Origin of the sequence: Isoptericola sp. NPDC057559 (assembly GCF_042801555.1) — a bacterium.
GTDB lineage: Bacteria > Actinomycetota > Actinomycetes > Actinomycetales > Cellulomonadaceae > Isoptericola.
The window spans coordinates 80,422-103,541 of sequence record NZ_JBHVFQ010000003.1 but is presented as its reverse complement, the minus strand read 5'-3'; the positions used below and the strand labels follow the sequence as shown (position 1 = coordinate 103,541).

Genomic DNA, 23,120 nt, shown 5'->3' with positions numbered 1-23,120 from the left:
TTCCTCAAAGCTTTTCGAATGTCCGTGGAGTTCAGCTGGTCGCTGGATCAGATCTCGTCGACCGTGGCGGCCGAGTTGGGGCGTCGAGACAGATCGATGCCCAGCTCCTCCGCGGCGCGGTACACCTCGTCGTCGGACTCCTTCATCTCGATGGAGGTTCCGTCGCTCGAGAGCACCTCGACGTTCAGGCACAGCGACTGCATCTCCTTGAGGAGCACCTTGAAGGACTCCGGGATGCCCGAGTCGGGGATGTTCTCGCCCTTGACGATCGCCTCGTACACCTTCACGCGGCCGGGGACGTCGTCCGACTTGATGGTGAGCAGCTCCTGCAGCGTGTAGGCCGCGCCGTACGCCTCGAGGGCCCACACCTCCATCTCACCGAAGCGCTGGCCACCGAACTGCGCCTTACCACCCAGCGGCTGCTGCGTGATCATCGAGTACGGGCCGGTCGAGCGCGCGTGGATCTTGTCGTCGACCAGGTGGTGGAGCTTGAGGATGTACATGTAGCCCACCGACACCGGGTCCGGGAACGGCTCGCCGGAGCGGCCGTCGAAGAGCCGGGCCTTGCCGTCGGTGGCGACCATGCGCTCGCCGTCACGGTTCGGCAGCGTCGTCGAGAGCAGACCGCGCAGGCCGGACTCCTCGAGGCCGTCGAACACCGGCGTCGCCACCGGCGTCCGCGGCTCCGACTTCGCCGCGACCGCGGGCAGCGTCTCCTTCCAGGAGAGGTCGTCGCCCTCGGCCAGCTCGATGTCCCAGCCGCGGCTGGCGACCCAGCCCAGGTGGGTCTCGAGGACCTGGCCGACGTTCATCCGACCGGGCACGCCCAGCGGGTTGAGGATGACGTCGACCGGCGTGCCGTCGGGGAGGAACGGCATGTCCTCCTGCGGCAGGATCTTCGAGATGACGCCCTTGTTGCCGTGCCGGCCGGCGAGCTTGTCGCCGACGGTGATCTTGCGGCGCTGGGCGATGTAGACGCGCACCAGCTGGTTCACGCCGGCGGGCAGCTCGTCGCCGTCCTCCCGGTTGAACTCGCGCACGCCGATGACCGTGCCCTGCTCGCCGTGGGGCACCTTGAGGGACGTGTCGCGGACCTCGCGGGCCTTCTCGCCGAAGATGGCGCGCAGCAGGCGCTCCTCCGGGGTCAGCTCGGTCTCGCCCTTCGGGGTGACCTTGCCGACCAGCACGTCGCCCGCGCCGACCTCGGCACCGATGCGGATCACGCCGCGCTCGTCGAGGTCGGCCAGGACGTCCTCGGAGACGTTCGGGATGTCCCGCGTGATCTCCTCGGGCCCGAGCTTCGTGTCGCGGGCGTCGACCTCGTGCTCCTCGATGTGGATCGAGGAGAGGACGTCGTCCTCCACGAGGCGCTGCGACAGGATGATCGCGTCCTCGTAGTTGTGGCCCTCCCACGACATGAACGCCACGAGCAGGTTGCGGCCGAGCGCGAGGTCGCCCTCGTCGGTCGCCGGGCCGTCGGCCAGCACGGAGCCGACCTCGACCCGCTGGCCCTCGTCCACGAGCACGCGCTGGTTGTAGCTGGTGCCCTGGTTCGAGCGGCGGAACTTCGCGGCGCGGTACGAGCCGGTGGTGCCGTCGTCGTTCGCGACGAGGACCAGGTCGGCCGAGACCTCGGTGACCACACCGGGCTTGGTCGCCACGATGACGTCGCCGGCGTCGACGGCCGCACGACGCTCCATGCCGGTGCCGACCAGCGGCGCCTCGGAGCGCACCAGCGGCACGGCCTGGCGCTGCATGTTGGCGCCCATGAGCGCGCGGTTCGCGTCGTCGTGCTCGAGGAACGGGATGAGCGCCGTCGCGACGGACACCATCTGGCGCGGCGAGACGTCCATGTAGTCGATCTCGGCCGGCGGCAGGTCGTCGGTCTCGCCGCCCTTGGTGCGCACCAGCACGCGCTCGCGGAGGAACGTGCCGTCCACGGCGAGCTCGGTGTTCGCCTGGGCGATGATGTGCCGGTCCTCGTCGTCGGCGGTCAGGTAGACGATCTCGTCCGTGACCTTGCCGTCGGTGACCTTGCGGTACGGCGTCTCGATGAAGCCGAACGGGTTGATGCGACCGAACGACGCGAGCGAGCCGATGAGGCCGATGTTCGGGCCCTCAGGGGTCTCGATCGGGCACATGCGGCCGTAGTGCGACGGGTGGACGTCACGGACCTCCATGCCGGCGCGGTCGCGGGACAGACCACCCGGGCCGAGGGCGTTCAGACGACGCTTGTGCGTCAGGCCCGCGAGCGGGTTGTTCTGGTCCATGAACTGCGACAGCTGCGAGGTGCCGAAGAACTCGCGGATCGACGCCACCACGGGGCGGATGTTGATCAGCGTCTGCGGCGTGATCGCCTCGACGTCCTGCGTCGTCATCCGCTCGCGGACCACGCGCTCCATGCGGGACAGGCCCGTGCGCACCTGGTTCTGGATGAGCTCGCCGACGGCGCGGATGCGACGGTTGCCGAAGTGGTCGATGTCGTCCGTCTCGACGCGGACCTCGGTCGGCTGGCCGTCCCGGGTGCCGGGGATGGTCACCAGGTCGGCGTGCAGCGCGGCCAGGTACTTGATCGTCGCGACGACGTCCGTCACCGACAGCGTCGAGTCCGCCAGCGGCGCGTCGACGCCCAGCTTCTTGCTGATCTTGTAGCGGCCGACCTTCGCGAGGTCGTAGCGCTTCGGGTTGAAGTAGAAGTTCTCGAGCAGCGCGCGACCGGCCTCGACCGTGGGCGGCTCGCCCGGACGGATCTTGCGGTACAGGTCGACGAGGGCCTCGTCCTGGGTGTGGACGTGGTCCTTCTCGAGGGTGTCGAGCACCGACGGGAAGTCCGCGAACTCCTCGCGGATCTCCGCCTCCGTGAGGCCGAGGGCCTTGAGGAGGACGGTGACGGGCTGCTTGCGCTTGCGGTCGACGCGCACGCCGACGGCGTCGCGCTTGTCGATCTCGAACTCGAGCCAGGCGCCGCGCGACGGGATGACCTTCGCCGAGAAGACGTCCTTGTCGCTCGTCTTGTCGGGGGTGCGCTCGAAGTAGACCCCCGGGGAACGGACCAGCTGCGAGACGACGACGCGCTCGGTGCCGTTGATGATGAACGTGCCGCGCGCGGTCATGAGCGGGAAGTCACCCATGAAGACCGTCTGGCTCTTGATCTCACCGGTCGTGTAGTTCACGAACTCGGCGGTCACGAACAGCGGCGCGGCGAAGGTGAAGTCCTTCTCCTTGCACTCGTCAGCCGTGTACTTCGGGGGCTCGAACCGGTGGTTCGAGAACGAGAGGGACATCGACTGGCCGAAGTCCTCGATCGGCGAGATCTCCTCGAAGATCTCCTCCAGGCCCGAGGTGGCCGGGACGTCGGACCGGCCGGCGGCGGTGGCCGCCTCGACCCGGGCCTGCCAGGCGGGGCTGCCGAGCAGCCAGTCGAAGCTCTCGGTCTGCAGCCCGAGGAGGTCGGGGACCTCGAGCGGCTCGTAGATCTTGGCGAAGGAGACGCGGCGGGAAGCGGTGCGGTTCGCGATGGCGTCGGCGGACGGAACAGAAGGGGTGCGCGAGGCAGCCAAGAGGGGTCCTTCCCTGCAGTTCGATGGCACGCTGTACGCTCTGCGAGGGCTGGAGGCGCCGGACCGCGGGAGTGGACCGCCCCATGGGGTCACGAAGACGTGACACGGAGGGCGGGGCTTCGTCGGCGGGGACGCGTCGGGGCACAAGCGAGCGCAAAGCGCTAGCGTAGCCAGAACTTCATCGTTTGTCCACTCGCGCGGGCACACGAGCGGACGCCCTCGGTTCTGGGTCTTTGAGGACGTTGTCTCGGTGGCCGCCATATGCCGCCCAAGAAACGGTTGTCGGACCAGCCTAACCCGTGCTATGGCCGGGATGCCAGGCGTCGGCGCGCGACGTCGGTCACGGCACGACACCTCCACAACCGTCCCGCGGGCGCCTCCCGCCGGGACGCAGCGAGGCCCGCACCCCCGAAGGGATGCGGGCCTCGCAGGAAGCGATGCGCGGCTAGGCCGCGGCGATCACTTGACGGTGACGGTGGCGCCGGCGCCCTCGAGGGCGGCCTTGGCCTTGTCGGCCGTCTCCTTGTTCGCGGCCTCCAGGACCGGCTTCGGGGCGCCGTCGACCAGGTCCTTGGCCTCCTTCAGGCCGAGGGACGTGAGCGCGCGCACCTCCTTGATGACCTGGATCTTCTTGTCGCCGGCGGCCTCGAGGATGACGTCGAACTCCGTCTTCTCCTCGGCGGCCTCGGCGGCACCGCCGCCGGCGGCGGGGGCGGCGACGGCAGCGGCGACCGGGGCCGCGGCGGTGACGTCGAACTTCTCCTCGAAGGCCTTCACGAACTCGTTGAGCTCGATGAGGGTGAGCTCCTCGAAGGCGGACAGGAGCTCGTCGGTGCTGAGCTTCGCCATGATGGCGTTCCTTTCGGTTGGTGCGTCCTGGGGCCTCGCGGGGCCCGGCAGAAGCAGAGGGGGGTGTTCTCGCCGTACCGCCGTCAGGCGGCAGCGGCCTCCGATTCCTGCTTCTGACGCAGGGCATCGATGACGCGAGCGGCCTGGGCCGGCTTCGCGGTGAAGGCGTAGGCAGCCTGGTAGAGCTTGGCCTTCATCGCGCCGACCGTCTTGGCCAGCAGGACCTCGCGGGACTCGAGGTCCGCGAGCTTGGTGACCTCTGCAGCGGTCAGCGGCTTCCCGTCAAGGACACCGCCCTTGATGACCAGTGCAGGGTTCGCCTTGGCGAAGTCACGCAGACCCTTGGCGGCCTCGACCGGGTCACCGGTCACGAACGCGATCGCGGAAGGACCCTTGAGGTCCGCCTCGAAGGCGTCGATCCCGGCCTCCTTGGCCGCGATGGAGGTCAGCGTGTTCTTCACCACGGCGTAGGTTGCGTTGCCGCTGAGCGACCGACGCAGCTCCTTGAGCTGCGCGACGGTGAGCCCGCGGTACTCGGTCAGCACGGCCGCGTTCGAGTCACGGAACTTGTCCGCGACCTCCGCGACAGCGGCTGCCTTGTCCGGCCTCGCCATGGCAATCCTTCCGGTGGTGGTGCCACCGGTACCCGGAAAAGAAAGGAGCCCCGGCGCAGGTGCGCACGGGGCTCGGAGCTCACAGCGGACTGTGTGATCGTCGTCGTGTCACCTACGCAGGCCCCCGCACTCTTCGCGGGACTTCGGTCTTCGGCTTCCTGGGCGAGCCCGGGCAGCGTCTGACGACCGGCGGTCTTGGGTTACCTGAGAACTGTACACGACGGCGGTCGGTGGTCCGGTACGCTCCCGCCGGACCACCGACCGCCCCATAGGCGACGATGCGTCGGAGTCAGTGGGTGGAGAACGGGTGCTGCGGGCCCGGGGGCTCGGCAGACGCCGTGGCCGCTGCGCCCACCACGGCGGTGGCGGCGAGCAGCAGACCTGCAATGACGCGGGCGGCGCGTGCCTTCATCGAACGTCCTTCCGTCGGTGTCCCCAGTCTCAGTCGAACTGCCGAGACTCGGCGCCCCCATCACAACCGGCGCCAGTGGCGATGGCAAGGTGTCGTCCACATCACAAGACGAGCGGGCCGAAGCACACCAGCGGCACGGGCTCGGGCTCGTCCGCGACGGCGCGCGCGAGAGCCTCCCCCGGCCGCAGCCCGTCACGCAGCCCCGCGTGGAGGGACGGCATCACGCGGACCGCGACGTCGTCGCGCAACGGCGCCACCGCGGCGATCACGGCGTCCGCACCGTGGCGCAGCAGGACGCTCGCGAACCCGAGGGCTTCCCCGCCCACGTCCGAGGAGGACAGCCCCAGCTCGCAGGCCGAGAGCACCACGGTGGCGCCCGCGAGACCCACCCCGTCGAGCTCGTGGGCGAAGAGCGGTCCGTCCGCGAGGCGGAGCGACGAGAACATCGCGTTGTCCTGCGCATGCGTGCCGTGCGCTGCCAGGTGCACCACCCGCGCCCGGGTGAGCGCCCGCACCGCTTCATGAACGGTAGCTTCGCCCCGGACCAGCACCCGTGCCGACGACCACACCGCCGCCACCGCCTCGGCCTCCGCGACGCCGCCCTCAGTGTCCGGGCCGGCCAGCACGACGACGTCGTCACGGTGGACCGCGGGGCCGTCGGCCGAGCGCACGAGGTGGACCCGCTCCCCCACCCAGGTGCGCCGGCCGACCCGCGACGTCAGAGCCGACCACGGCAGCGTGAGGAGCTGACCGCGGGCTACCACGTGCAAGTCCCCCGCGCCGCCGAGCGGCCGGACGAGCTGGTCGTCGAGCCGCGCAAGGCTCTGCGCCAACGACCGGCCCGCCGCGTCGCGCAGAGCCGCCGGGATGAGCGGGTTCGACACCACCGTGAGGTCGGCCCGCGCACGACGCGCCTGCTCCAGCATGGCGGACCGCGCACCCAGCCGGTGCAGGGTGGAGCCCCGGGCATCGAGGCGCACGGCGAACAGCTCGTCGTCGAGCGTGCTGTAGGAGACGACGACGTCTGCGTCGCGCGGGGCCGGCGCGGCCCGCAGCGCGGCCCGGACCTCCCGTGCCGAGACCGGTTCGACGGGGCGCCGTTCGCCCTCCACCTGCCAGGAGAGCTCCCGCGCCTCGTCCTGCAGGCGCCGGGCCTCCACCAGGTGCCCCCGCTTGTCGCGGATGCCCTCGGGGGTCGCCGTCGCCCCGAGGGCGAGCGCCGCCTGGTGCTCCGCCCTGGCGCGCTCGAGCAGCTCGGCGAGGCGCGCGTCGTCGGGCGGGACCAGCCGCGCGGTCCCCGCGGCGGCGGCACGGCCGCGCTCGAGCGCGTCGAAGACCGCCGCAGCGTCACCCGTCGCGAGCGCGGCACGGACGTCGACCAGGTTCAGTCGGAGCGCGTGCAGCCCCGTCGCGGCGACCGCCTCGACGGAACCGAGCCCGCGGTGCGCCGCCAGCGTGCGCTGCCCGTGCCGCACGGCGCGCACGCCGGCACTGCGCGAGCCACGGGCGAACGCCACCTGGGCCGTCATGGCGGTCCGCTCGAGCCGCAGCGACAGAGGCGCGTCGCCGAGGTCGGCGGGCACCCGCGCGAGCAGGGCGCGCGCGGCGTCGAGGTCACCGGCCATAGCCGACCACTCCGCGGCCATGAGGAGGGCCGGGTACGCGACCGTCAGACGCCCCACGGTGCCGGCGGTCTTGCCCAGCTCGGCCAGCTCGAGGGCGCGGGCCGCACGGCGCCGGAGGGTGGCGCGCGAGCCGGGCCTGCGCCCGAACCGATCTGCGCCGAGCTGCGCCTGGAGCTCGACGACCCGTGCCCGCGCCCGCCAAGGCCCGTTCGCCGCGCGCTCGAATCCGCGAGCCGATGTGCGAGCCGCGGCGACCGCGCGGTCGAACTGACGCATGTCCATCAGGCACACGGCGAGCGTGAGCTCGACCTCCGCACGGACGACGGCGGAGCCGCCCTCCAACAGCGAGGACGCGAGCTCGAGTGCCGCGACGGCGTCGGAGACCAGCCCTGCCTCGGCCAGGACACGTGACCGGTCCATCAGGACCACCGGCTCGGGCCGGTCCCCCAGCTCCGCTGCATCGGACATTTCCCGAAGCGCCGCAGGCAGGTCGCCGCTCAGGAATGCCGCGTACCCGAGGTTATGGCGCGCGTGCGCCTCGAGCACCGAGTTCCCGATCGCCCGTCCGACCTTCGCTGCCGCGCGCAGGTCGCGCGCCGCGGCCGTCGCGTCTCCCGCCTCGAGGTGCAGCGCGCCACGGTTGAGCAGAATGACGCCGAGGTCGAACGACGGCTCGGCGTCGTCGTCCGGCGCCACCCTGTCCAGCGCCTCGCGCGCCCCGGCGAGGTCGCCCGAACGCAGGAGCAGGAGTCCGTGCTGACCCCACACGGCGAGCAGCTCTCCGTCCAGTCCCTCTTCCTCGCAGGTGCGCTCGGCCTCTGCCAGGAGGGAGAGCGCCTCAGCCAGGTCGCCCGAGGTCTCGTAGGTGGCGCGTGCCAGCCCCAGGTGGGCTCGCACGCGCAGCACGGAGCCTTCCCGCCGCTCCTCGCCGTGCAACGCCTCGAGGAGCCGGTCGTCGTCGAGAAGGGACCTTAGCTCGCGGTACGTCTCGAGCGCGTGCACGAACCCACCGGCGTCGTCGGCGGCATGGGCGTCACCGTAAAGGAAGTGCGCGCGTTCCAAAGGACCTGCCACCCGGTGAGGGTACGTCGTCCCTCAGGCCGGGTGACAGGTCACGCCGAGCATGCTCGGGCGCCGTGCCGGCGCCGCTAGCCGCGCCCCGGGACTGTGAGGCCGGTGCCTCGGCTGATCGCCGCCCACGTCTGGTCGCAGCGCTCGCTGTCGCCATCGGCTCCGACCGGCCTCTTCGGCTCCGCGAGGCCGCCGTCCTGCAGATGCCGGGCCAGCTCGCCTGCGAAGACCGGTGCGGCGAAAGACGTGCCGCTCCAGATCGCGAACCCGCCCTCGAACCCCTCCGGGTCGATCGTCGCGCGGTAGCCGTCGGAATAGAGCTCGCGCATGAACCGCGTAGGCGCCAGCACGCCGTCCATGGTCACCGGCGCGGCGCTCACCAGCGCCGAGCCGGGGCGCAGGCACGTGATCCAGTCGCCGTCGTTGCTGAACAGCGCGGTCGTCCCGTCCGGGTTGCGGGCGCCGACGGCGACCAGCGGCGGCTCGTCCGCCGACAGCGCCTCGACCGGCGTCGGCGGCTCCGTACGGCGGTCGAGCCGGGGAGCGAATGCCGCGGGGAACGTTTCGCGCACCTGCCCGTCGTTGCCGCTCGAGCAGACGACCGCGACCCCCCAACGACGCAGCTCGCGCAGCACGGTGCCGAGCGGCAGGTCGAAGTCCTCGTCGCGGGGACGCTCGTGGTAGTAGCCGAGCGACAGGACCGCCACGTCGACGGGCGCGTACCCGTCGATGCCGGCCAGGCCGAGCAGGTGCCACAGGAGGAGCCGGCGCAGCGAGCGGAGCAGGTCGCGCTCGGACACGATGCCCGAGCCCCCGTAGACGCGGGGGGCGAGGATCACGGCGTCGGGGCACTGCTGGTGGACGAGACCCGCCATGAAGGTACCGTGGCCGGCCACCGGGTCGAGAGGGCCGACGAGCGGGTCGATCGAGACGCCCCCGACCTCGGGGTCCTGGTAGGCGTGCCCCGGCCGCGGGCTGAGACCCACCGGCCGCCCGACGACCTCCGGGTCCCGGATCACGACGTCCTCGCGGTGCCGGTCGTTCTCCGTCCAGCTCACACCGGCAGAGGGCTTCGCGCCGTCGAGCCCGAACCACGGGTGCGGCCCCACGCCGGTGTCCATCAGCGCCACCACCGGCCGACGCACGCCGTCGGCCCCGACGTACGGGGTCTCCCCGGCTGCGATCGCCCCGCGCGGCGCGGGGCCCACCCAGGCGACCGGCTGACGTCCTCCCCAACCGGCGACGGCGTACTCCGAGAGCCCGCCGACCGGATGTCCCATGGTCAGAGGGTGCCCCATGGTCAGCGGGTGCCCCATCGTCAGCGGGTGCCCCATCGTCAGCGGGTGCCCCATCGTCAAGGGCAAGCCGGTGATGAACGGCTGTGTCGCCGTGAACGTGCTGGGCTGGCTCGCCGCACCTCCGCCGATCCCGCCGGGGACGATGATGTGGTCGAGCCCCAGCGATACCTCCCCCGGGCCGTCCGCGGACTGCACCGACACGCGGCCGGCCGGCCACGGGAGCGAGAAGCCGAGGGTGTCGTCGCTCGGTCTCGAGTCGTGCTGGTCCCAGCTCCCCTGCACCGCGGTGAGGAGGTTCCAGCCGTCGGGCAGGCCGCCCTCGTTCAACCGGACGAGCACCGCCGACGTACCGAAGACCTGGCGGAGCCGGGCACGGAGGGCATCGTCGAAGTCCCCGAGATCGGCGGCCTCGGAGAGCAGGTCCAGGTCCTCGTAGGTCTCGGGCTCGATCTCGACGTTGACCCCATGGCGCCATGCGGCGTGCCGCAGCCGCCGGAGCCACCGCGGTGCCGGGCCGGAGCGCGACGGCGCCTCCACGTCCAGCAGCAGCCGGTCCCCCACGTACCACGTCGGCTGCGGGGACGGCTGCGTCCCCGTGCGGCGCGCGTCGGTCGGGTCGAGTGCTCGCGTACGCCACTGCAGGCGTTGGGGGGTGTCGCTCACAGCTCCACCACGGGCGTCGTCACGGACGTCTCCTCCTCGAGTCGGATCAGCAGGCTTGCGGGACCGCGGTCGACGGCGGTGAAGGCGAAGCGGCCGTCGTCGTCGGCGGTGGTGGTGCGCTCGCCACCGGGCTGGCGCAGCTCCACGACGAGGGTGTCCGCCGGAGCCACCCAGCCGTCGAGGCGCACGTGCGTGCCGTCGTCGTCGGTGGACAGCGCGATCATCACCGTGAGGCGCTCGTGCGTGAAGGTGATGGTGCGGGCCTCCAGCGGCGGGGCGTCGCCGCGGACGGAGCCGACGGGCGCCTCGATCTGCTGCAGGTCCATCACCTCGGCCTCGAGGCGGGCGAGGGTCATCGCGAACAGCGACCGCTCGACGAGGCCGTCGGGCATCGGGTCCACCGCCTGCACGGCGCGGCCGAGGCGTTCCAGGACGGCGACGTCGCGCTCGTCCAGGGGCTCGTCCTCGCCGGGCACGGGCGCGCCCCATGCGTTCTCGTGCTTCAGGTTCATGTCCACGAGGCCTCCCCCTGTTCGGTGAGGACGGCGCGCAGCTTCGCCAGGCACCGTCCCCGTGTGGCGCCGATGCTTCCCACCGGCATGCCGATCGACGCCGAGATCGCCTTGTAGTCCGGGCGGTCGGCGAGCGAGACGAGTCGCAGCAGCTCCTGGCAGCGCTCCGGGAGCCGGCGCAGGGACGACCAGAGGAGGCGGTCGCGCTCGTCGCGGAGCACCTCGGCCTCCGGGCCCGGGCCGGCGTCGGGCAGAGCCGCGGAGCCCTCCGTGACGTCGTCGGGCAGCTCGGTGCGGCGGCGCAGGTCGGCGCGGCCCTTGCGCACCGACTCCCACGCGGCACGGCGGGCGGTCACGAGGAGCCACTTGAGCACGGCCTTCGGCTCGGCGATCGTGTCCGCGTGCCGCACGAGCGCCGCCCAGGTGGACTGCACCACGTCGTCGGCGACGTCCCGGTCGACACCCTGGGCGCGCACCGTGTGCCACAGCAGCGGGCTGGCCTCGCGGACCAGGTCGGTCAGGGCGTCGGTGCGCCCCTCACGGAACTCGAGGATGGCCCGCGCGGCCCGGTCGCCCAGGCTCTCGTCGGCGTCGGGCGCCCCACCGAGCGGTTCCTCCGTGGCTCGTGTCATGACTGTTCGCACCTCGTGAGGGCTCGTCGAGAAGCCGGGACGGCTGCGCCCCGGAACCTCCGAGCCTACGGCGCCCGTCGGGACGGATGAAGGGTGACGTTGCGTCGTCATGCCATCACCCCTTCGCAGGGCGGGCCCGCAGGGCGCCGCGCTCTCGTCGTCACGGGGAGGGAGGGGCCCGCCGACCTCCTGATACACGCCGGTGCAGGTGCACCCATCCGCAGCGCCCGCCGTTCCGAACCCCGGGTGAGCGCGGGACGTCCCCGCGCCCGAGAAGAAGGAGCAGCCATCATGTCCTCGTCCGCGAACCGCCTCCTCGCCGCAGTGTTTGGCACCGTCTACCTGCTGGTCGGCCTCGCCGGGTTCGTCGTCACGTCGGGCGTCGGCTTTGCCGCCACGGAGGGCGCGAACCTGCTGTTGTTCGAGGTGAACCCGCTCCACAACATCGTCCACCTCGGCGTCGGCGCCGCCCTGCTGATCGCCTCCCGCTCCGTGGGCGCCGCCAAGGGCGTCAACGTCACCATCGGCGCGGTCTACCTCCTGGTCGGCGTGCTCGGCCTGTTCCTGGTCGGCACCGGCGCCAACATCATCGCGCTCAACGGGGCGGACAACGTGCTGCACCTGGCGAGCGCCGTCCTGCTGCTGGGCGTGGGCCTCGCCGCCGACCGCACCCAGGCGTCGGCGGTCGCCACCGCATGACCCCCGGCGCCACGGCGGCGGTGCCGCTGGGCCGCACCCTCCTCGCGTTCGCGCTGCTGGGCGCGGGCGTCGTCAACCTGGGGCTGGTGCGGGGCGTCCTCCCGGCGCCGCAGGGGTGGCTCGCGCTGCTGGCGGGCGCGGCGGAGCTCGTCGCGGCGTTCGGCGTCCTCCGGGGCGTGGGTCCGCGGCGGCTCCCTGCCGGTGCGCTCGCGCGGGCCGCGGTCGCGGCTCTCACCGCGGGCAGCGTCGCCGGGGTGCTGGTCGCGTTCGCCCCGGGCGGGCACTTCGGTGCCGCCGCCGCGGCGGTCACGGCCCTGCAGCTGGCCGCGGCCGCCGCCGTGGGCGTCCTCACCCGGCCCCGCCGCGTGGTGCCGGACGGCGCGCCGACGGACCGCGGGCGCGTCCGGGCCCGCCGCCCGACCGCCGCGCTGGCGGTCCTCTTCGCCGGGGCGGTCGCCGTCTCGACGGTCACGTCGGCGGGCCTCACCGACACCGAGGCCGGGGCGCGGGCCGTCCCGCACAGCGAGCACCACCTGCCCGACCTCCCCGGGCTCGAGGGGCACCACCACGGGCCGTGACGGCCCGCCGCCCGCACCCGGAGACGACGACGGCCCGGCACCCTCGTGGGTGCCGGGCCGTCGTGCGGTGCGGTTCAGCGAGTCCCTTGCGGGATCACGCGTCGATCACGCCTCGTCGAGCAGCTTCGAGGTACGCGACTGGTCCAGCGGGATGCCGGGGCCCATCGTCGTCGTCATCGTGGCCTTGGTGATGTACCGACCCTTGGACGACGTCGGCTTGAGACGCAGGACCTCGTCCAGCGCGGCGGCGTAGTTCTCCACCAGCGCCTTCTCGTCGAAGGACGCCTTGCCGATGATGAAGTGCAGGTTCGAGTGCTTGTCGACGCGGAACTCGATCTTGCCGCCCTTGATGTCGGACACGGCCTTGGCCACGTCCATCGTCACGGTGCCGGTCTTCGGGTTCGGCATGAGACCACGGGGGCCGAGCACCTTGCCCAGGCGGCCGACCTTGCCCATGAGGTCCGGCGTCGCCACGGCGGCGTCGAAGTCGGTGTAGCCCGCCGCGACCTTGGCGATGAGCTCGTCGCCACCGACCTCGTCGGCGCCGGCGGCCACGGCCTCCTCGGCCTTGGCGGCGTTCGCGAAGACGATCACGCGGGCCGTCTTGCCGGTGCCGTGCGGCAGGTTGACCGTGCCACGGACCATCTGGTCGGCCTTGCGGGGGTCGACACCCAGGCGGAACACGACCTCGACGGTCGCGTCGTACTTGACCGTCGCGGTCTCCTTGGCGAGGCGGACCGCCTCGAGGGGGGCGTACAGGGCGTCGCGGTCGATCTTCTCCGCCGCGGCGCGGTACGCCTTGCTGCGCGTTGCCATCTGCTTCTCCTTCTGCAGTCGTGGTGAGCGGGTCCGCGCGGACCCTGCCACGTGCCCGGCGTCGTTCGCCGGGACTTGGTGCGGGCCGCCCGGACGTGACCAGGTCACGGCCGGGCGGCTCGCCCGCGGATCACTCCGCGACGGTGATGCCCATCGAACGGGCGGTGCCGGCGACGATCTTCATCGCGGCGTCGATGTCGTTCGCGTTGAGGTCCTGGAGCTTCGTCTGGGCGATCTCGCGGACCTGGTCCTGGGAGAGCTGCGCGACCTTGACCGTGTGCGGCGTCGCGGAGCCCTTGGCCACACCGGCGGCCTTCTTGATGAGCTCGGCGGCCGGCGGCGTCTTCGTGATGAAGGTGAACGAGCGGTCCTCGTAGACCGTGATCTCGACCGGCACCACGTTGCCGCGCTGCGACTCGGTGGCCGCGTTGTAGGCCTTGCAGAACTCCATGATGTTGACGCCGTGCTGACCGAGCGCCGGACCGATCGGCGGCGCGGGGGTGGCCGCGCCGGCCTTGATCTGGAGCTTGATGAGGCCGGAGACCTTCTTCTTGGGAGGCATGTCGCGTTCCTTGCTCTCTGTTCGTGGGCCGACGCCGTGGGCGATGACCCGGTTGCAGTGCTGCGTCCCGTCGCGCGCGGCCGCGCCGCGCGAGACGTCAGACCGGGCTGATCAGATCTTCGCGACCTGGTTGAACGACAGCTCGACCGGGGTCTCCCGGCCGAAGATGGAGACGAGGACCTGGAGCTTCTGGGCCTCGACGTTGATCTCGGAGATCGTGGCGGGCAGCGTGTCGAACGGGCCGTCCGTGACGGTGACCGACTCGCCGACCTCGAAGTCGACCTCGACCGGCGCCTTCGCCGACGCGCCGGACGCGGCAGCGGCCTTGCCGGCCTCGGGGGCGGCCTCGACGAACACCGGCGCGAGCATCGAGTAGACCTCGTCGAGCGTCAGCGGCACGGGCTGGTGCGTGTGGCCGACGAACCCGGTGACGCCCGGCGTGTGGCGCACGGCGCCCCACGACTCGTCCGTCAGGTCCATGCGCACGAGGACGTAACCGGGGATGCGGACGCGGCGGACGGTCTTCTTCTGCGCGTTCTTGATCTCGGTCACCTCCTCCATGGGGACCTCGATCTGGAAGATGTAGTCCTCCATGTTCAGGCTCTGGATGCGGTTCTCCAGGTTGGCCTTCACACGGTTCTCGTAACCGGCGTACGAGTGGATGACGTACCAGTCGCCGAGCTGCGAGCGCAGCGTGCGGCGGAACTCCTCGGCCGGGTCCTCGACGACGTCGCCGTCGGCGTCCGCCGGGCGCTCGTCCTCGTCGGTGTCCTCCGCGGCCTCGTCGGTGTCCTCGGCGCCGGTCTCGTCAGCAGCGTCCTCGGTGCCCGACTCGGGCTCCGCGTCCGTGGGCACGTCGAGGTCCGCCTCGGCGCCGTCGGCGTCGGGCTGGGTGGGGTCGACGTTCTCCGTCTGGTCCAGCGGATCCTGGGACACGAACGAACCTGCTTTCTGGAATCTGCTTGCTTCGGGGGCGGGCGACCGGCGGCCTGCCGCGGTCAGTCGCCGAAGAGTGCGAGGACGCCCAGACCGATGACCCAGTCGAGCGCCGTCACGAAGAGCATGACCACGACGACGAACACCAGGACGACGATCGTGTAGTTGATCAGCTCCGAACGGGTCGGCGTGACGACCTTGCGGAGCTCCGCGACGACCTGGCGCACGAAGAGCGCGATACGCGCGAACAGGTGCGGGCGCTTGCCGGTGGCCGACTTGCCGCCGCCGGGCGTCCCCACGGCCTCGGCCGGTGACTCGCTCACTCGCACTACCCCGTTTCGCGTTCCCGCCGCGGCCACGCCACCTGCCGGTGACGCACCCACGGCACTGACTCCTGGCGTTCCGGGGTCATGCGATGGCCCCGCTGCGCGCGGCCCCGCGGGGGATCACGCTGGCAGGGTAGACAGGACTCGAACCTGCAACCTGCGGTTTTGGAGACCGCTGCGCTACCAATTGCGCCACTACCCTTCGTGCTCGACCCCCGCCGTCCAGTCCGAACCACCCGGAAGGGCGCGTTCGAGCATGGCGGGCATCAACCACCGAGGGACAACTGTACGCGACGCGCAGGCGTGGGTCGAACCGCCTCCGCGCGGGCCCCCGGACCTCCGGTCCGTCCACCGATCGGTGGACCCCGGGTCCCCCCGTCCGGGGCTCCCGCCGCCCCCCGCCGGGCGGCCAGGCTCGGGGCATGACCTCGCCGACCCCCGCACCGGCCCCGCCGCCGTCCACCGCGCTGCGCGGCCCGCGATCCTCGACCGGGACCCGGTCCCGCCCCGCCGCGCCGCACCCGCACGGCGACGTGGCCGTCCGTGTCCGCGGCCTGGCCAGGCGCTACGGCGCCAAGCGAGCCGTCGACGGGCTCGACCTCGACCTCGACGCCGGCGAGATCGTCGCCGTCCTCGGGCCCAACGGTGCCGGCAAGACGACCACCGTCGAGATCCTCGAGGGCTTCCGCGCCCGCGACGGCGGCGAGGTCCGCGTGCTCGGCGAGGACCCGGCCCGCGCGGGCCGCGCCTGGCGCGCCCGGATCGGCGTCGTCGCCCAGGACTCCCGCGACCAGGCGGAGCTCACGGTCGCGGAGTCCGTCCGCTCCACGGCCCGCTACTACCCCGCACCGCGCGACCCCGACGAGGTCGTCGCGGCGGTCGGCCTCACGTCCCAGGCCGGCGCCCGGGTCCGCTCGCTCTCGGGTGGGCAACGACGCCGCCTCGACGTGGCGCTCGGCGTCGTCGGCGACCCGGAGCTGCTGTTCCTGGACGAGCCGACCACCGGCTTCGACCCCCAGGCCCGCCGGGCGTTCTGGGACCTCGTCCTCGGCCTGCGCGAGGCCGGCACCACGATCCTGCTCACCACCCACGACCTCGCCGAGGCCGCGCACCTGGCCGACCGCGTCGCCGTCGTGCGCGACGGGCAGGTCGTGGCCGAGGGCACGCCCGGGTCCCTCGGCGGCCCCGGGGCACGCACGCCCGTCGTGTCCTGGACCCAGGACGGCGCACGGCGCACCGAGCGCACGGACACGCCCACCGCGCTGGCCGCGCACCTCGTCGCGACCGTCGCCGGTCCCGACGGCGAGGTCGCCGACCTGTCCATCACCCGCCCGAGCCTCGAGGACGTCTACCTCGGTCTCGTCACTCCCGGAGGCGACGCATGAGCACCACGGCCCCGACCGCACCCGCCCGCGGCGCCGGGCCGGCCGCCCGCACCCCCGCCGGGCTGCCCGGCGTGCTGCCCCTCTCGCTCGTGCGCGCCGGCGTCGAGCTGCGCCAGTTCTGGCGCGAGCGCGACGCCGTCGTCTTCGTCTTCGCCTACCCGATCGTCATGCTGGCGATCTTCGCCACGGTGTTCGGCGGCCAGGACCAGGGCACCGAGGTCGCCGAGATCGGCTTCGCGCAGTACTTCCTGCCCGGCATGGTCGCCACGGGCGTCGTGCTCACCAGCTTCCAGTCGCTGGCGATCTCCATCGCCGTGGAGCGCGACGACGGCACGCTGCGCCGCCTGCGCGCCACCCCGCTGCCGTCCTCCGCGTACTTCGGCGGCAAGGTGCTGCTGACGCTCGCGACCTCGGTCGTGCAGACGGCCCTGCTGCTCGCGGTCGCGGCCCTCGTCTACGACGTGCCGATGCCCTCGGACGCCGGCCGCTGGGCCACGTTCGCCTGGGTCTTCGTGCTCGGCACGGCCACGGGCACGGTCTGCGGCGTCGCGTTCTCATCGCTGCCGCGCTCCGGCCGGTCGGCGAGCGCCGTCGTGACGCCGGTCGTGCTGGTGCTCCAGTTCGTCTCCGGCGTGTTCTTCGCGTTCTTCGCCCTGCCCGCCTGGATGCAGACCCTGGCCTCGGTGTTCCCCCTGAAGTGGATCGCGCAGGGCATGCGGTCCGTCTTCCTGCCCGAGGACATGGCGGCGCTGGAGACCAGCGGGTCGTGGCAGCACCTCGCCACCGCTGGTGTACTTGCCGTATGGCTGATCGCGGGGCTCGTCGTCGGGGTGCGCACCTTCCGGTGGCGGCGTCGTGACGACGGCTGACGACGGCGCGGCCGACCCTGCCGCCGCCCCCGACCGGTACGCCGCGGTGGTCGACGACGACTGGGAGCGCCAGGTCGTCTGGTGGGACCGCACGTTCGTCGCGATCGTGCTGCTCACCGCCGTCGCGCTCCCGTCGGCGGGGCAGCGCGGGCCGCAGCTGTGGGTGGCGTACGGCGCGATGGCGGCGATCCTCCTCGCCTACGCGCTCTGGGGCGCCCGTGCGGCGCGGACGCGCGACCAGCGCACGGCCACGGCGTACGTGGTCGTCCTGATCGTCGGGACCGCCGTGACGGTGGCGCAGAACGGCATTGCGACGCTGCTGCTGTTCGGCGCGTTCACGCAGCTGTGGATGCTGCTGGACCCGCCGCGCCGGGCGGTCGTGGCGTCGGTGGTGCTGGCGGCCGCGTCGACGGTGGGCATCTCCTTCCAGGGCGGGTTCGACGTCCCGACGCTGCTGCAGGCCGCACCGCAGATGGCGATCGCGCTGGCCTTCGCCGTCATGCTCGGGCTGTGGGTCGCGACGACGATGCGGCTCTCCGAGGAGCGTGCCCGGCTGCTGGGCGAGCTCCGTGACGCGCAGGCCGAGCTCGCCGAGTCCCACCACGCGGCGGGCGTCACGGCGGAGCGCGAGCGGCTGGCCCGCGAGATCCACGACACCCTGGCGCAGGGCTTCACGAGCGTCGTGACGCAGGCGCAGGCCGCGACGGCCGCCCTCGACCGGGGCGAGCAGGGCCGGGCCCGCGAACGCCTGGTGCTGGTGGAGCAGACCGCGCGCGACAACCTCGCCGAGGCCCGCGCCCTGGTCGCGGCGTTCGCCCCCGTGCCCCTCCAGGGCTCGACGCTGGCCGAGGCGCTGCGACGCCTGGCCGAGCGGTTCACCGCCGAGACGGGCGCGCGCGTCCTGCTCGACGTCGCCGGCACGACCGCGCCCGGCGGGGCGACCGGCCACGCGGCCGCGGACGTCGTGCTGCTGCGTGCGGCCCAGGAGGCGCTGGCCAACGTGCGGCGGCACGCCGGTGCGCACGCGGTGACGATCCGGCTGACGCGCGACGCGCCCGCGGACCCCGCCGGCGCCGGCCCGGCGCCCGGCGTGCGGCTCGAGGTGATCGACGACGGCCGCGGCCTCTCCACCGGTCACACCGACGGCCTCGGCCTCGCCGGCATGCGCGAGCGGGTCTCGGCCGTGGGCGGCACGCTCGACGTCGGGCCCGGCGAGCAGGGCGGCACCCGCGTCGAGGTCCGGGTGCCGGCCGGGGACGCCGCGTGAACGCGGCAGGCACGGACGGCACGGCCGGCCCGAGGGCCACGGTCCGCGTGCTGGTCGCCGACGACCACCCCGTCGTGCGCTCGGGGATCATCGGGATGCTGGACGGCGAGCCCGACGTGCAGGTCGTGGGCGAGGCCCCCGACGGCGAGGCCGCCGTCGCGCTGGCCGCCGAGCTCGCCCCGGACGTCGTGCTCATGGACCTGCGGATGCCGCGCCTCGACGGCGTGGGCGCCACCTCCCGGATCGCCGGGACCGGGCCGCACGTCGTCGTGCTGACGACCTACGACACGGACGCCGACATCCTGCGCGCCGTGGAGGCCGGGGCCACCGGCTACCTGCTCAAGGACACCCCCCGCGACCAGCTCGTCGCGGGCGTGCGGGCGGCCGCGCGCGGCGAGACCGTGCTGGCGCCCGGGGTCGCGACGCGGCTCGTGACCAGCGTGCGCACGGCGTCCGAGCGGCCGACGGCGCGCGAGGCGCAGGTGCTGGGGCTGGTGGCGCGCGGGTTGTCCAACGCGGCCGTGGGCCGGGAGCTGTTCATCGCCGAGGCCACCGTCAAGACGCACCTGCTGCGGGCGTTCGCGAAGCTGGGCGTGGACGACCGCACGGCGGCCGTCACCGTGGCCCGGGAGCGTGGCTGGCTGCCCTGATCGGGCGCGCTCGGGGCAGACTGGCGCAGTGCGCGATCTGGCGAAGCTCCCCAAGGCTCACCTGCACCTGCACTTCACGGGCTCGATGCGGGTGCCCACCCTGCGCGACCTGGCCCAGGAGCACGGCGTCCGCCTGCCCGGCGCGCTGACCGACGGGGACCCGCTGCGGGTGCCCGCGGACGAGCGCGGCTGGTTCCGGTTCCAGCGCCTGTACGACGCGGCGCGCGCCTGCGTGCGCTCGGAGGCGGACATGCGCCGGCTGGTCGACGAGGCCGCGGCGGACGACGCCGCGGAGGGGTCGCGCCGGCTCGAGATCCAGGTGGACCCCACGTCGTACGCGCCGTTCGTCGGCGGGATCACGCCCGCGGTCGAGATCGTGCTCGACGCCGCGCGGGCCGCGAGCGCCGCGCACGGCGTCGAGGTGGCGGTGATCGTCGCGGCGTCGCGGATGCGGCACCCGCTCGACGCCCGCACCCTCGCCCGGCTGGCCGCCCGGTACGCCGGGGAGGGCGCGGGCGAGGTCGTGGGGTTCGGGCTCAGCAACGACGAGCGGCGCGGCGACACGGCCGAGTTCGCGGCCGCGTTCCGGATCGCCCGCCGCGCGGGCCTGGCGTCCGTGCCGCACGGCGGCGAGCTGCTCGGCCCGTCGCACGTGCGCGACGTCGTCGACTCGCTGCACCCCGACCGGCTCGGCCACGGGGTGCGCGCCGGCGAGGACCCGGCGCTCCTCGCCGAGCTCGTCGAGCGCGAGATCGCCCTCGAGGTGTGCCCCGCGTCGAACGTCGGCCTCGGCGTGTACGCCGACACGTCCCAGGTGCCGCTGCGGCCCCTGGTCGAGGCGGGTGCCCGGGTCGCCCTCGGCGCGGACGACCCGCTCCTGTTCTCCTCCCGGCTGCTCGACCAGTACGTCGCCGCCCGCGAGGTGCACGGCTTCACCGACCCCGAGCTGGCCGACCTCGCCCGGTCGTCCGTGCGCGCTAGCCGCGCGTCGGGGTCCGCCCGGCGCGCGATGCTGGCCGACGTCGACGCGTGGCTCGCGGCGCCCGACCCGGGGCCGGGCGGCGACGACGGGCTCTCATCTGCGTCTCATCCGCCGGCGGGATGATCCCGGCATGACGGACGGCGAGCGCGCGGGGTGGGGGTGGCGCAGGGTCGTGCCCTGGGGGCTCGGCGCCGCCCTCGTCGCGGCGATCGTCGCCCTCGTGGCCTCGGCCGCCGGCTCGCAGCCCGAGGACCGCGACGTCGGCGGCGTGGTCGTCGTCTCCCCCGGGCCGTCGACACCGTCCCCCGCGTCCTCGCCCCGGCCGTCGCCCACCCCCACCGACGACGATGACGATGACGACGACGATGACGACGTGGCACCCGCTCCGCCGACGGACGACGACGATGACGACGACGACGACGGACCGGACGACGACGAGCCGGACGACGACGCGACCGCCACCCCGACCGCCGGCGGGGGCCGCTGATGGCGCGGGCCGTCCGGCGCGGGCTCACCGTCCGCACGCGTCTGCTCGCCTCCATGCTCGCGCTCACGGCTCTCGCCCTGGGCTTCGCCGGCGCCACCGCCTTCCTGCTCACCCACCGGCAGGTGGACGAGCGCATCGACGCCGACCTCGTGGAGAGCGCGGACGAGCTGCGCACCCTGGCGGCCTCCGGCGTCGACCCGGTGACGGGCCTGCCGTTCTCCTCGCCCGAGGAGGTGGTGGTCGCCGCCATCCAGCTCGAGGTGCCCGCCCGGAACGAGGGCGTCCTCGGGCTGCGCACCGGCAAGCGCCCCCTCGTCACCCAGCAGGAGGTGGAGGTGCGGCTGCAGGACGACCCCGAGCTCGTCGCAGCCGTCACGCCGCTCGTCGACGCCGACCGCGTGCTGCTGCGCACCGTCACCACCTCCACGGCCGACTACCGCGCCCTCGTCGCCCCCGTCCGCGCGCTGCCCGGCGCCGCCGGCGGCGCGACCTCCGAGGCCCCCGCCGCGCTCGTCCTCGCCTACGACCGCGGTGCCGAGCACGCCGAGACCCAGGCCGTCTTCCGCGGCTACGCCCTGGTCGCGCTCGCGGCGCTCGTCGTCGCGGGCGTCGTCGGGTGGCTCCTGGCCGGCCGGCTGCTGCGGCCCATCCGCACCCTCGCGCACACCGCGCAGCAGATCGGCGAGACCGACCTGTCGGCGCGCATCCCCGAGACCGGCAACGACGACCTCACGCACCTCACCCGCGCCGTCAACGCGATGCTCGACCGGCTCGAAGGGTCCTTCGAGTCGCAGCGCCGCCTGCTCGACGACGTCGGGCACGAGCTGCGCACCCCACTGACCATCGTGCGCGGCCACCTCGAGCTCATGGACCCCGCCGACCCCGCCGACACCGCAGAGACGCGCGACCTCACGCTCGACGAGCTCGACCGGATGCACCGGCTCGTGGACGACCTCGTCACCCTCGCGACGGTCGGGCAGCCCGACTTCGTGCGCCCCGCACCCGTCGAGCTCGGCCGCCTCACCGACGACGTCCTCGACAAGGCGCGCACCCTCGGCGAGCGCACCTGGCTCGTCGACGCCCGCACCGACGCGCGCACCCTCGCCGACGCGCAGCGCCTCACCCAGGCGTGGCTGCAGCTCGCCGCCAACGCCGTGAAGTTCTCCGCGCCCGGCAGCGTCGTCGCCATCGGGTCGCGCACCACCGCCGACGGCTCGAGCGTCCGCCTGTGGGTGCGGGACGAGGGCGTCGGCATCGCGCCCGACGACCTCGGCCGCGTCTTCGAGCGCTTCGCGCGCGCCGAGCACGACGGCGAGCGCCGCGACGGCTCCGGCCTCGGGCTGGCCATCGTCGCCGCCATCGCCCACGGGCACGGCGGCCGGGCGACGGTCGAGTCCGTCGTGGGTCGCGGTTCCCTCTTCGCCGTCGAGATCCCCGTGCTCCCGGTGCCCGACGCCGACGCGGGGACTCCCCCGCACCTGCCGCCGGCCGTGCCGCCGCCCCCTCCCCCTCCCGACGGAAGGACCGCACCGTGAGGACCACGCCGTGAGCCAGATCCTGGTCGCCGAGGACGAGACCCGGATCGCCTCCTTCATCGCCAAGGGACTGCGCGCCGCCGGGTACGCCAGCACCACCGTCGGCACCGCGCGCGAGGCGTTCGACCTCGCGTGCACGGGCGACTTCGACCTGCTCGTGCTCGACCTCGGCCTGCCCGACCAGGACGGCTTCACCGTGCTGCGGCGCCTGCGCGAGGCGAGGGTGACGCTGCCCGTCATCATCCTCACCGCCCGCACCTCCGTCACCGACACCGTCGCCGGCCTCGAGGGAGGCGCCGACGACTACATGCCCAAGCCGTTCCGCTTCGAGGAGCTGCTGGCGCGCATCCGCCTGCGGCTGCGCGTCGAGCCCGCCGGCGAGGTCACCGTGCTCAGCCACGGCGACCTCAGCCTCGACCTGCGCACCCGGCGCGCCACCGCCGCCGGCGTCGAGGTGGACCTGTCCGCCCGCGAGTTCGCGCTCGCCGAGGCGTTCCTGCGCAACGCCGGGCAGGTGCTCAGCCGCGAGCAGCTCCTGTCGCGCGTGTGGGGGTACGACTTCGACCCCGGGTCCAACGTCGTGGACGTGTACGTGCGCTACCTGCGCAACAAGCTCGGCGCCGAGCGGTTCGTCACCGTGCGGGGCATGGGGTACCGGCTGGCCTGACCCGAGTGCCGAACAGGCGGTGGTGCACGTTCTGGACCCCCACCACCGTGCCCCCCCCCCCGTGGGGGGCGGGGGGCCGGGGGGCGACGGGGGCGGGGCCCGGCGGGGCCGCAGGGGCCCCGGGC

At 73.4% G+C, this 23,120-nt stretch carries 22 protein-coding genes and 1 tRNA gene; 10 read left to right on the top strand and 13 right to left on the bottom strand.

Annotated features, from left to right (window positions below; genetic code table 11):
- Positions 1 to 47 precede the first annotated feature (47 nt).
- The 8 genes from rpoB to ACFU5J_RS05390 form a co-directional block, all read right to left on the bottom strand.
- Positions 48 to 3,560, bottom strand: a complete 3,513-nt coding sequence (gene rpoB, locus ACFU5J_RS05425) for a DNA-directed RNA polymerase subunit beta (protein ID WP_430574590.1) — start codon at positions 3,558 to 3,560, stop codon at positions 48 to 50.
- A gap of 459 nt (positions 3,561 to 4,019) precedes the next feature.
- Complete coding sequence (rplL, locus tag ACFU5J_RS05420; RefSeq protein WP_430574589.1) at positions 4,020 to 4,409, bottom strand: 50S ribosomal protein L7/L12; 390 nt, start codon at positions 4,407 to 4,409, stop codon at positions 4,020 to 4,022.
- A gap of 83 nt (positions 4,410 to 4,492) precedes the next feature.
- A complete protein-coding gene (rplJ, locus tag ACFU5J_RS05415) occupies positions 4,493 to 5,023 on the bottom strand; it encodes a 50S ribosomal protein L10 (protein ID WP_380322286.1) in 531 nt (176 codons plus the stop codon).
- A 289-nt stretch (positions 5,024 to 5,312) separates the two neighbouring features.
- Positions 5,313 to 5,435, bottom strand: coding sequence for a hypothetical protein (locus ACFU5J_RS05410; RefSeq protein ID WP_430578064.1), 123 nt, complete (start codon positions 5,433 to 5,435; stop codon positions 5,313 to 5,315).
- Between the two features lie 101 nt (positions 5,436 to 5,536).
- Positions 5,537 to 8,062: a CHAT domain-containing protein gene (locus tag ACFU5J_RS05405; protein ID WP_430578063.1), complete on the bottom strand. Its 2,526-nt coding sequence runs from the start codon at positions 8,060 to 8,062 to the stop codon at positions 5,537 to 5,539.
- 146 nt (positions 8,063 to 8,208) lie between these two features.
- Entirely contained in the window at positions 8,209 to 10,092 is a 1,884-nt protein-coding gene (locus tag ACFU5J_RS05400; RefSeq protein ID WP_430578062.1) for a S8/S53 family peptidase, read from the bottom strand.
- A complete protein-coding gene (locus tag ACFU5J_RS05395) occupies positions 10,089 to 10,604 on the bottom strand; it encodes a hypothetical protein (protein WP_430575353.1) in 516 nt (171 codons plus the stop codon). The genes ACFU5J_RS05400 and ACFU5J_RS05395 overlap by 4 nt, the downstream gene beginning before the upstream one ends.
- On the bottom strand, positions 10,601 to 11,236 hold the full coding sequence (locus ACFU5J_RS05390; protein ID WP_430574585.1) for an RNA polymerase sigma factor: 636 nt from the start codon (positions 11,234 to 11,236) through the stop codon (positions 10,601 to 10,603). The genes ACFU5J_RS05395 and ACFU5J_RS05390 overlap by 4 nt, the downstream gene beginning before the upstream one ends.
- 291 nt (positions 11,237 to 11,527) lie before the next feature.
- Between ACFU5J_RS05390 and ACFU5J_RS05385 the strand changes: the two genes are divergently transcribed.
- Positions 11,528 to 11,935 (top strand): DUF4383 domain-containing protein, encoded by a 408-nt coding sequence (locus ACFU5J_RS05385; RefSeq protein ID WP_430574584.1) that lies wholly within the window; start codon positions 11,528 to 11,530, stop codon positions 11,933 to 11,935.
- The gene (locus ACFU5J_RS05380) at positions 11,932 to 12,513 is read left to right on the top strand and encodes a hypothetical protein (protein WP_430578061.1); all 582 of its coding nucleotides are present in this window, start codon (positions 11,932 to 11,934) and stop codon (positions 12,511 to 12,513) included. Before ACFU5J_RS05385 ends, ACFU5J_RS05380 begins: the two co-directional genes overlap by 4 nt.
- A 105-nt stretch (positions 12,514 to 12,618) precedes the next feature.
- Here ACFU5J_RS05380 and rplA read toward each other — a convergent pair whose 3' ends face one another.
- The 5 genes from rplA to ACFU5J_RS05355 all read right to left on the bottom strand — a co-directional run bounded on the left by rplA (position 12,619) and on the right by ACFU5J_RS05355 (position 15,355).
- On the bottom strand, positions 12,619 to 13,329 hold the full coding sequence (gene rplA / locus ACFU5J_RS05375; protein ID WP_430574582.1) for a 50S ribosomal protein L1: 711 nt from the start codon (positions 13,327 to 13,329) through the stop codon (positions 12,619 to 12,621).
- 130 nt (positions 13,330 to 13,459) lie between these two features.
- Entirely contained in the window at positions 13,460 to 13,891 is a 432-nt protein-coding gene (gene rplK, locus ACFU5J_RS05370; RefSeq protein ID WP_430548497.1) for a 50S ribosomal protein L11, read from the bottom strand.
- Positions 13,892 to 14,002: 111 nt separating this feature from the next.
- Positions 14,003 to 14,827, bottom strand: a complete 825-nt coding sequence (gene nusG, locus ACFU5J_RS05365; protein ID WP_430574581.1) for a transcription termination/antitermination protein NusG — start codon at positions 14,825 to 14,827, stop codon at positions 14,003 to 14,005.
- A 62-nt stretch (positions 14,828 to 14,889) separates the two neighbouring features.
- On the bottom strand, positions 14,890 to 15,150 hold the full coding sequence (gene secE, locus ACFU5J_RS05360) for a preprotein translocase subunit SecE (RefSeq protein WP_430574580.1): 261 nt from the start codon (positions 15,148 to 15,150) through the stop codon (positions 14,890 to 14,892).
- Positions 15,151 to 15,279: 129 nt separating this feature from the next.
- Positions 15,280 to 15,355, bottom strand: a tRNA-Trp gene (locus ACFU5J_RS05355).
- Positions 15,356 to 15,575: 220 nt separating this feature from the next.
- On the opposite strand from ACFU5J_RS05355, the gene ACFU5J_RS05350 reads away from it, so the two are divergent.
- From ACFU5J_RS05350 to ACFU5J_RS05315, 8 genes are read left to right on the top strand one after another with little or no spacing between them, the layout of a single operon-like run.
- The gene (locus ACFU5J_RS05350; RefSeq protein WP_430574579.1) at positions 15,576 to 16,538 is read left to right on the top strand and encodes an ABC transporter ATP-binding protein; all 963 of its coding nucleotides are present in this window, start codon (positions 15,576 to 15,578) and stop codon (positions 16,536 to 16,538) included.
- Positions 16,535 to 17,407, top strand: coding sequence for an ABC transporter permease (locus tag ACFU5J_RS05345; RefSeq protein ID WP_430578060.1), 873 nt, complete (start codon positions 16,535 to 16,537; stop codon positions 17,405 to 17,407). Before ACFU5J_RS05350 ends, ACFU5J_RS05345 begins: the two co-directional genes overlap by 4 nt.
- A complete protein-coding gene (locus ACFU5J_RS05340; RefSeq protein ID WP_430578059.1) occupies positions 17,394 to 18,674 on the top strand; it encodes a sensor histidine kinase in 1,281 nt (426 codons plus the stop codon). The genes ACFU5J_RS05345 and ACFU5J_RS05340 overlap by 14 nt, the downstream gene beginning before the upstream one ends.
- Complete coding sequence (locus ACFU5J_RS05335) at positions 18,671 to 19,324, top strand: response regulator (protein WP_430578058.1); 654 nt, start codon at positions 18,671 to 18,673, stop codon at positions 19,322 to 19,324. Before ACFU5J_RS05340 ends, ACFU5J_RS05335 begins: the two co-directional genes overlap by 4 nt.
- A gap of 28 nt (positions 19,325 to 19,352) precedes the next feature.
- A complete protein-coding gene (locus ACFU5J_RS05330) occupies positions 19,353 to 20,429 on the top strand; it encodes an adenosine deaminase (protein WP_430574575.1) in 1,077 nt (358 codons plus the stop codon).
- Positions 20,430 to 20,436: 7 nt separating this feature from the next.
- On the top strand, positions 20,437 to 20,793 hold the full coding sequence (locus ACFU5J_RS05325) for a hypothetical protein (protein ID WP_430578057.1): 357 nt from the start codon (positions 20,437 to 20,439) through the stop codon (positions 20,791 to 20,793).
- Complete coding sequence (locus tag ACFU5J_RS05320; protein WP_430578056.1) at positions 20,793 to 22,328, top strand: sensor histidine kinase; 1,536 nt, start codon at positions 20,793 to 20,795, stop codon at positions 22,326 to 22,328. The genes ACFU5J_RS05325 and ACFU5J_RS05320 overlap by 1 nt, the downstream gene beginning before the upstream one ends.
- Positions 22,329 to 22,338: 10 nt before the next feature.
- Positions 22,339 to 22,995: a response regulator transcription factor gene (locus ACFU5J_RS05315; protein WP_430578055.1), complete on the top strand. Its 657-nt coding sequence runs from the start codon at positions 22,339 to 22,341 to the stop codon at positions 22,993 to 22,995.
- Positions 22,996 to 23,120: the final 125 nt, after the last annotated feature.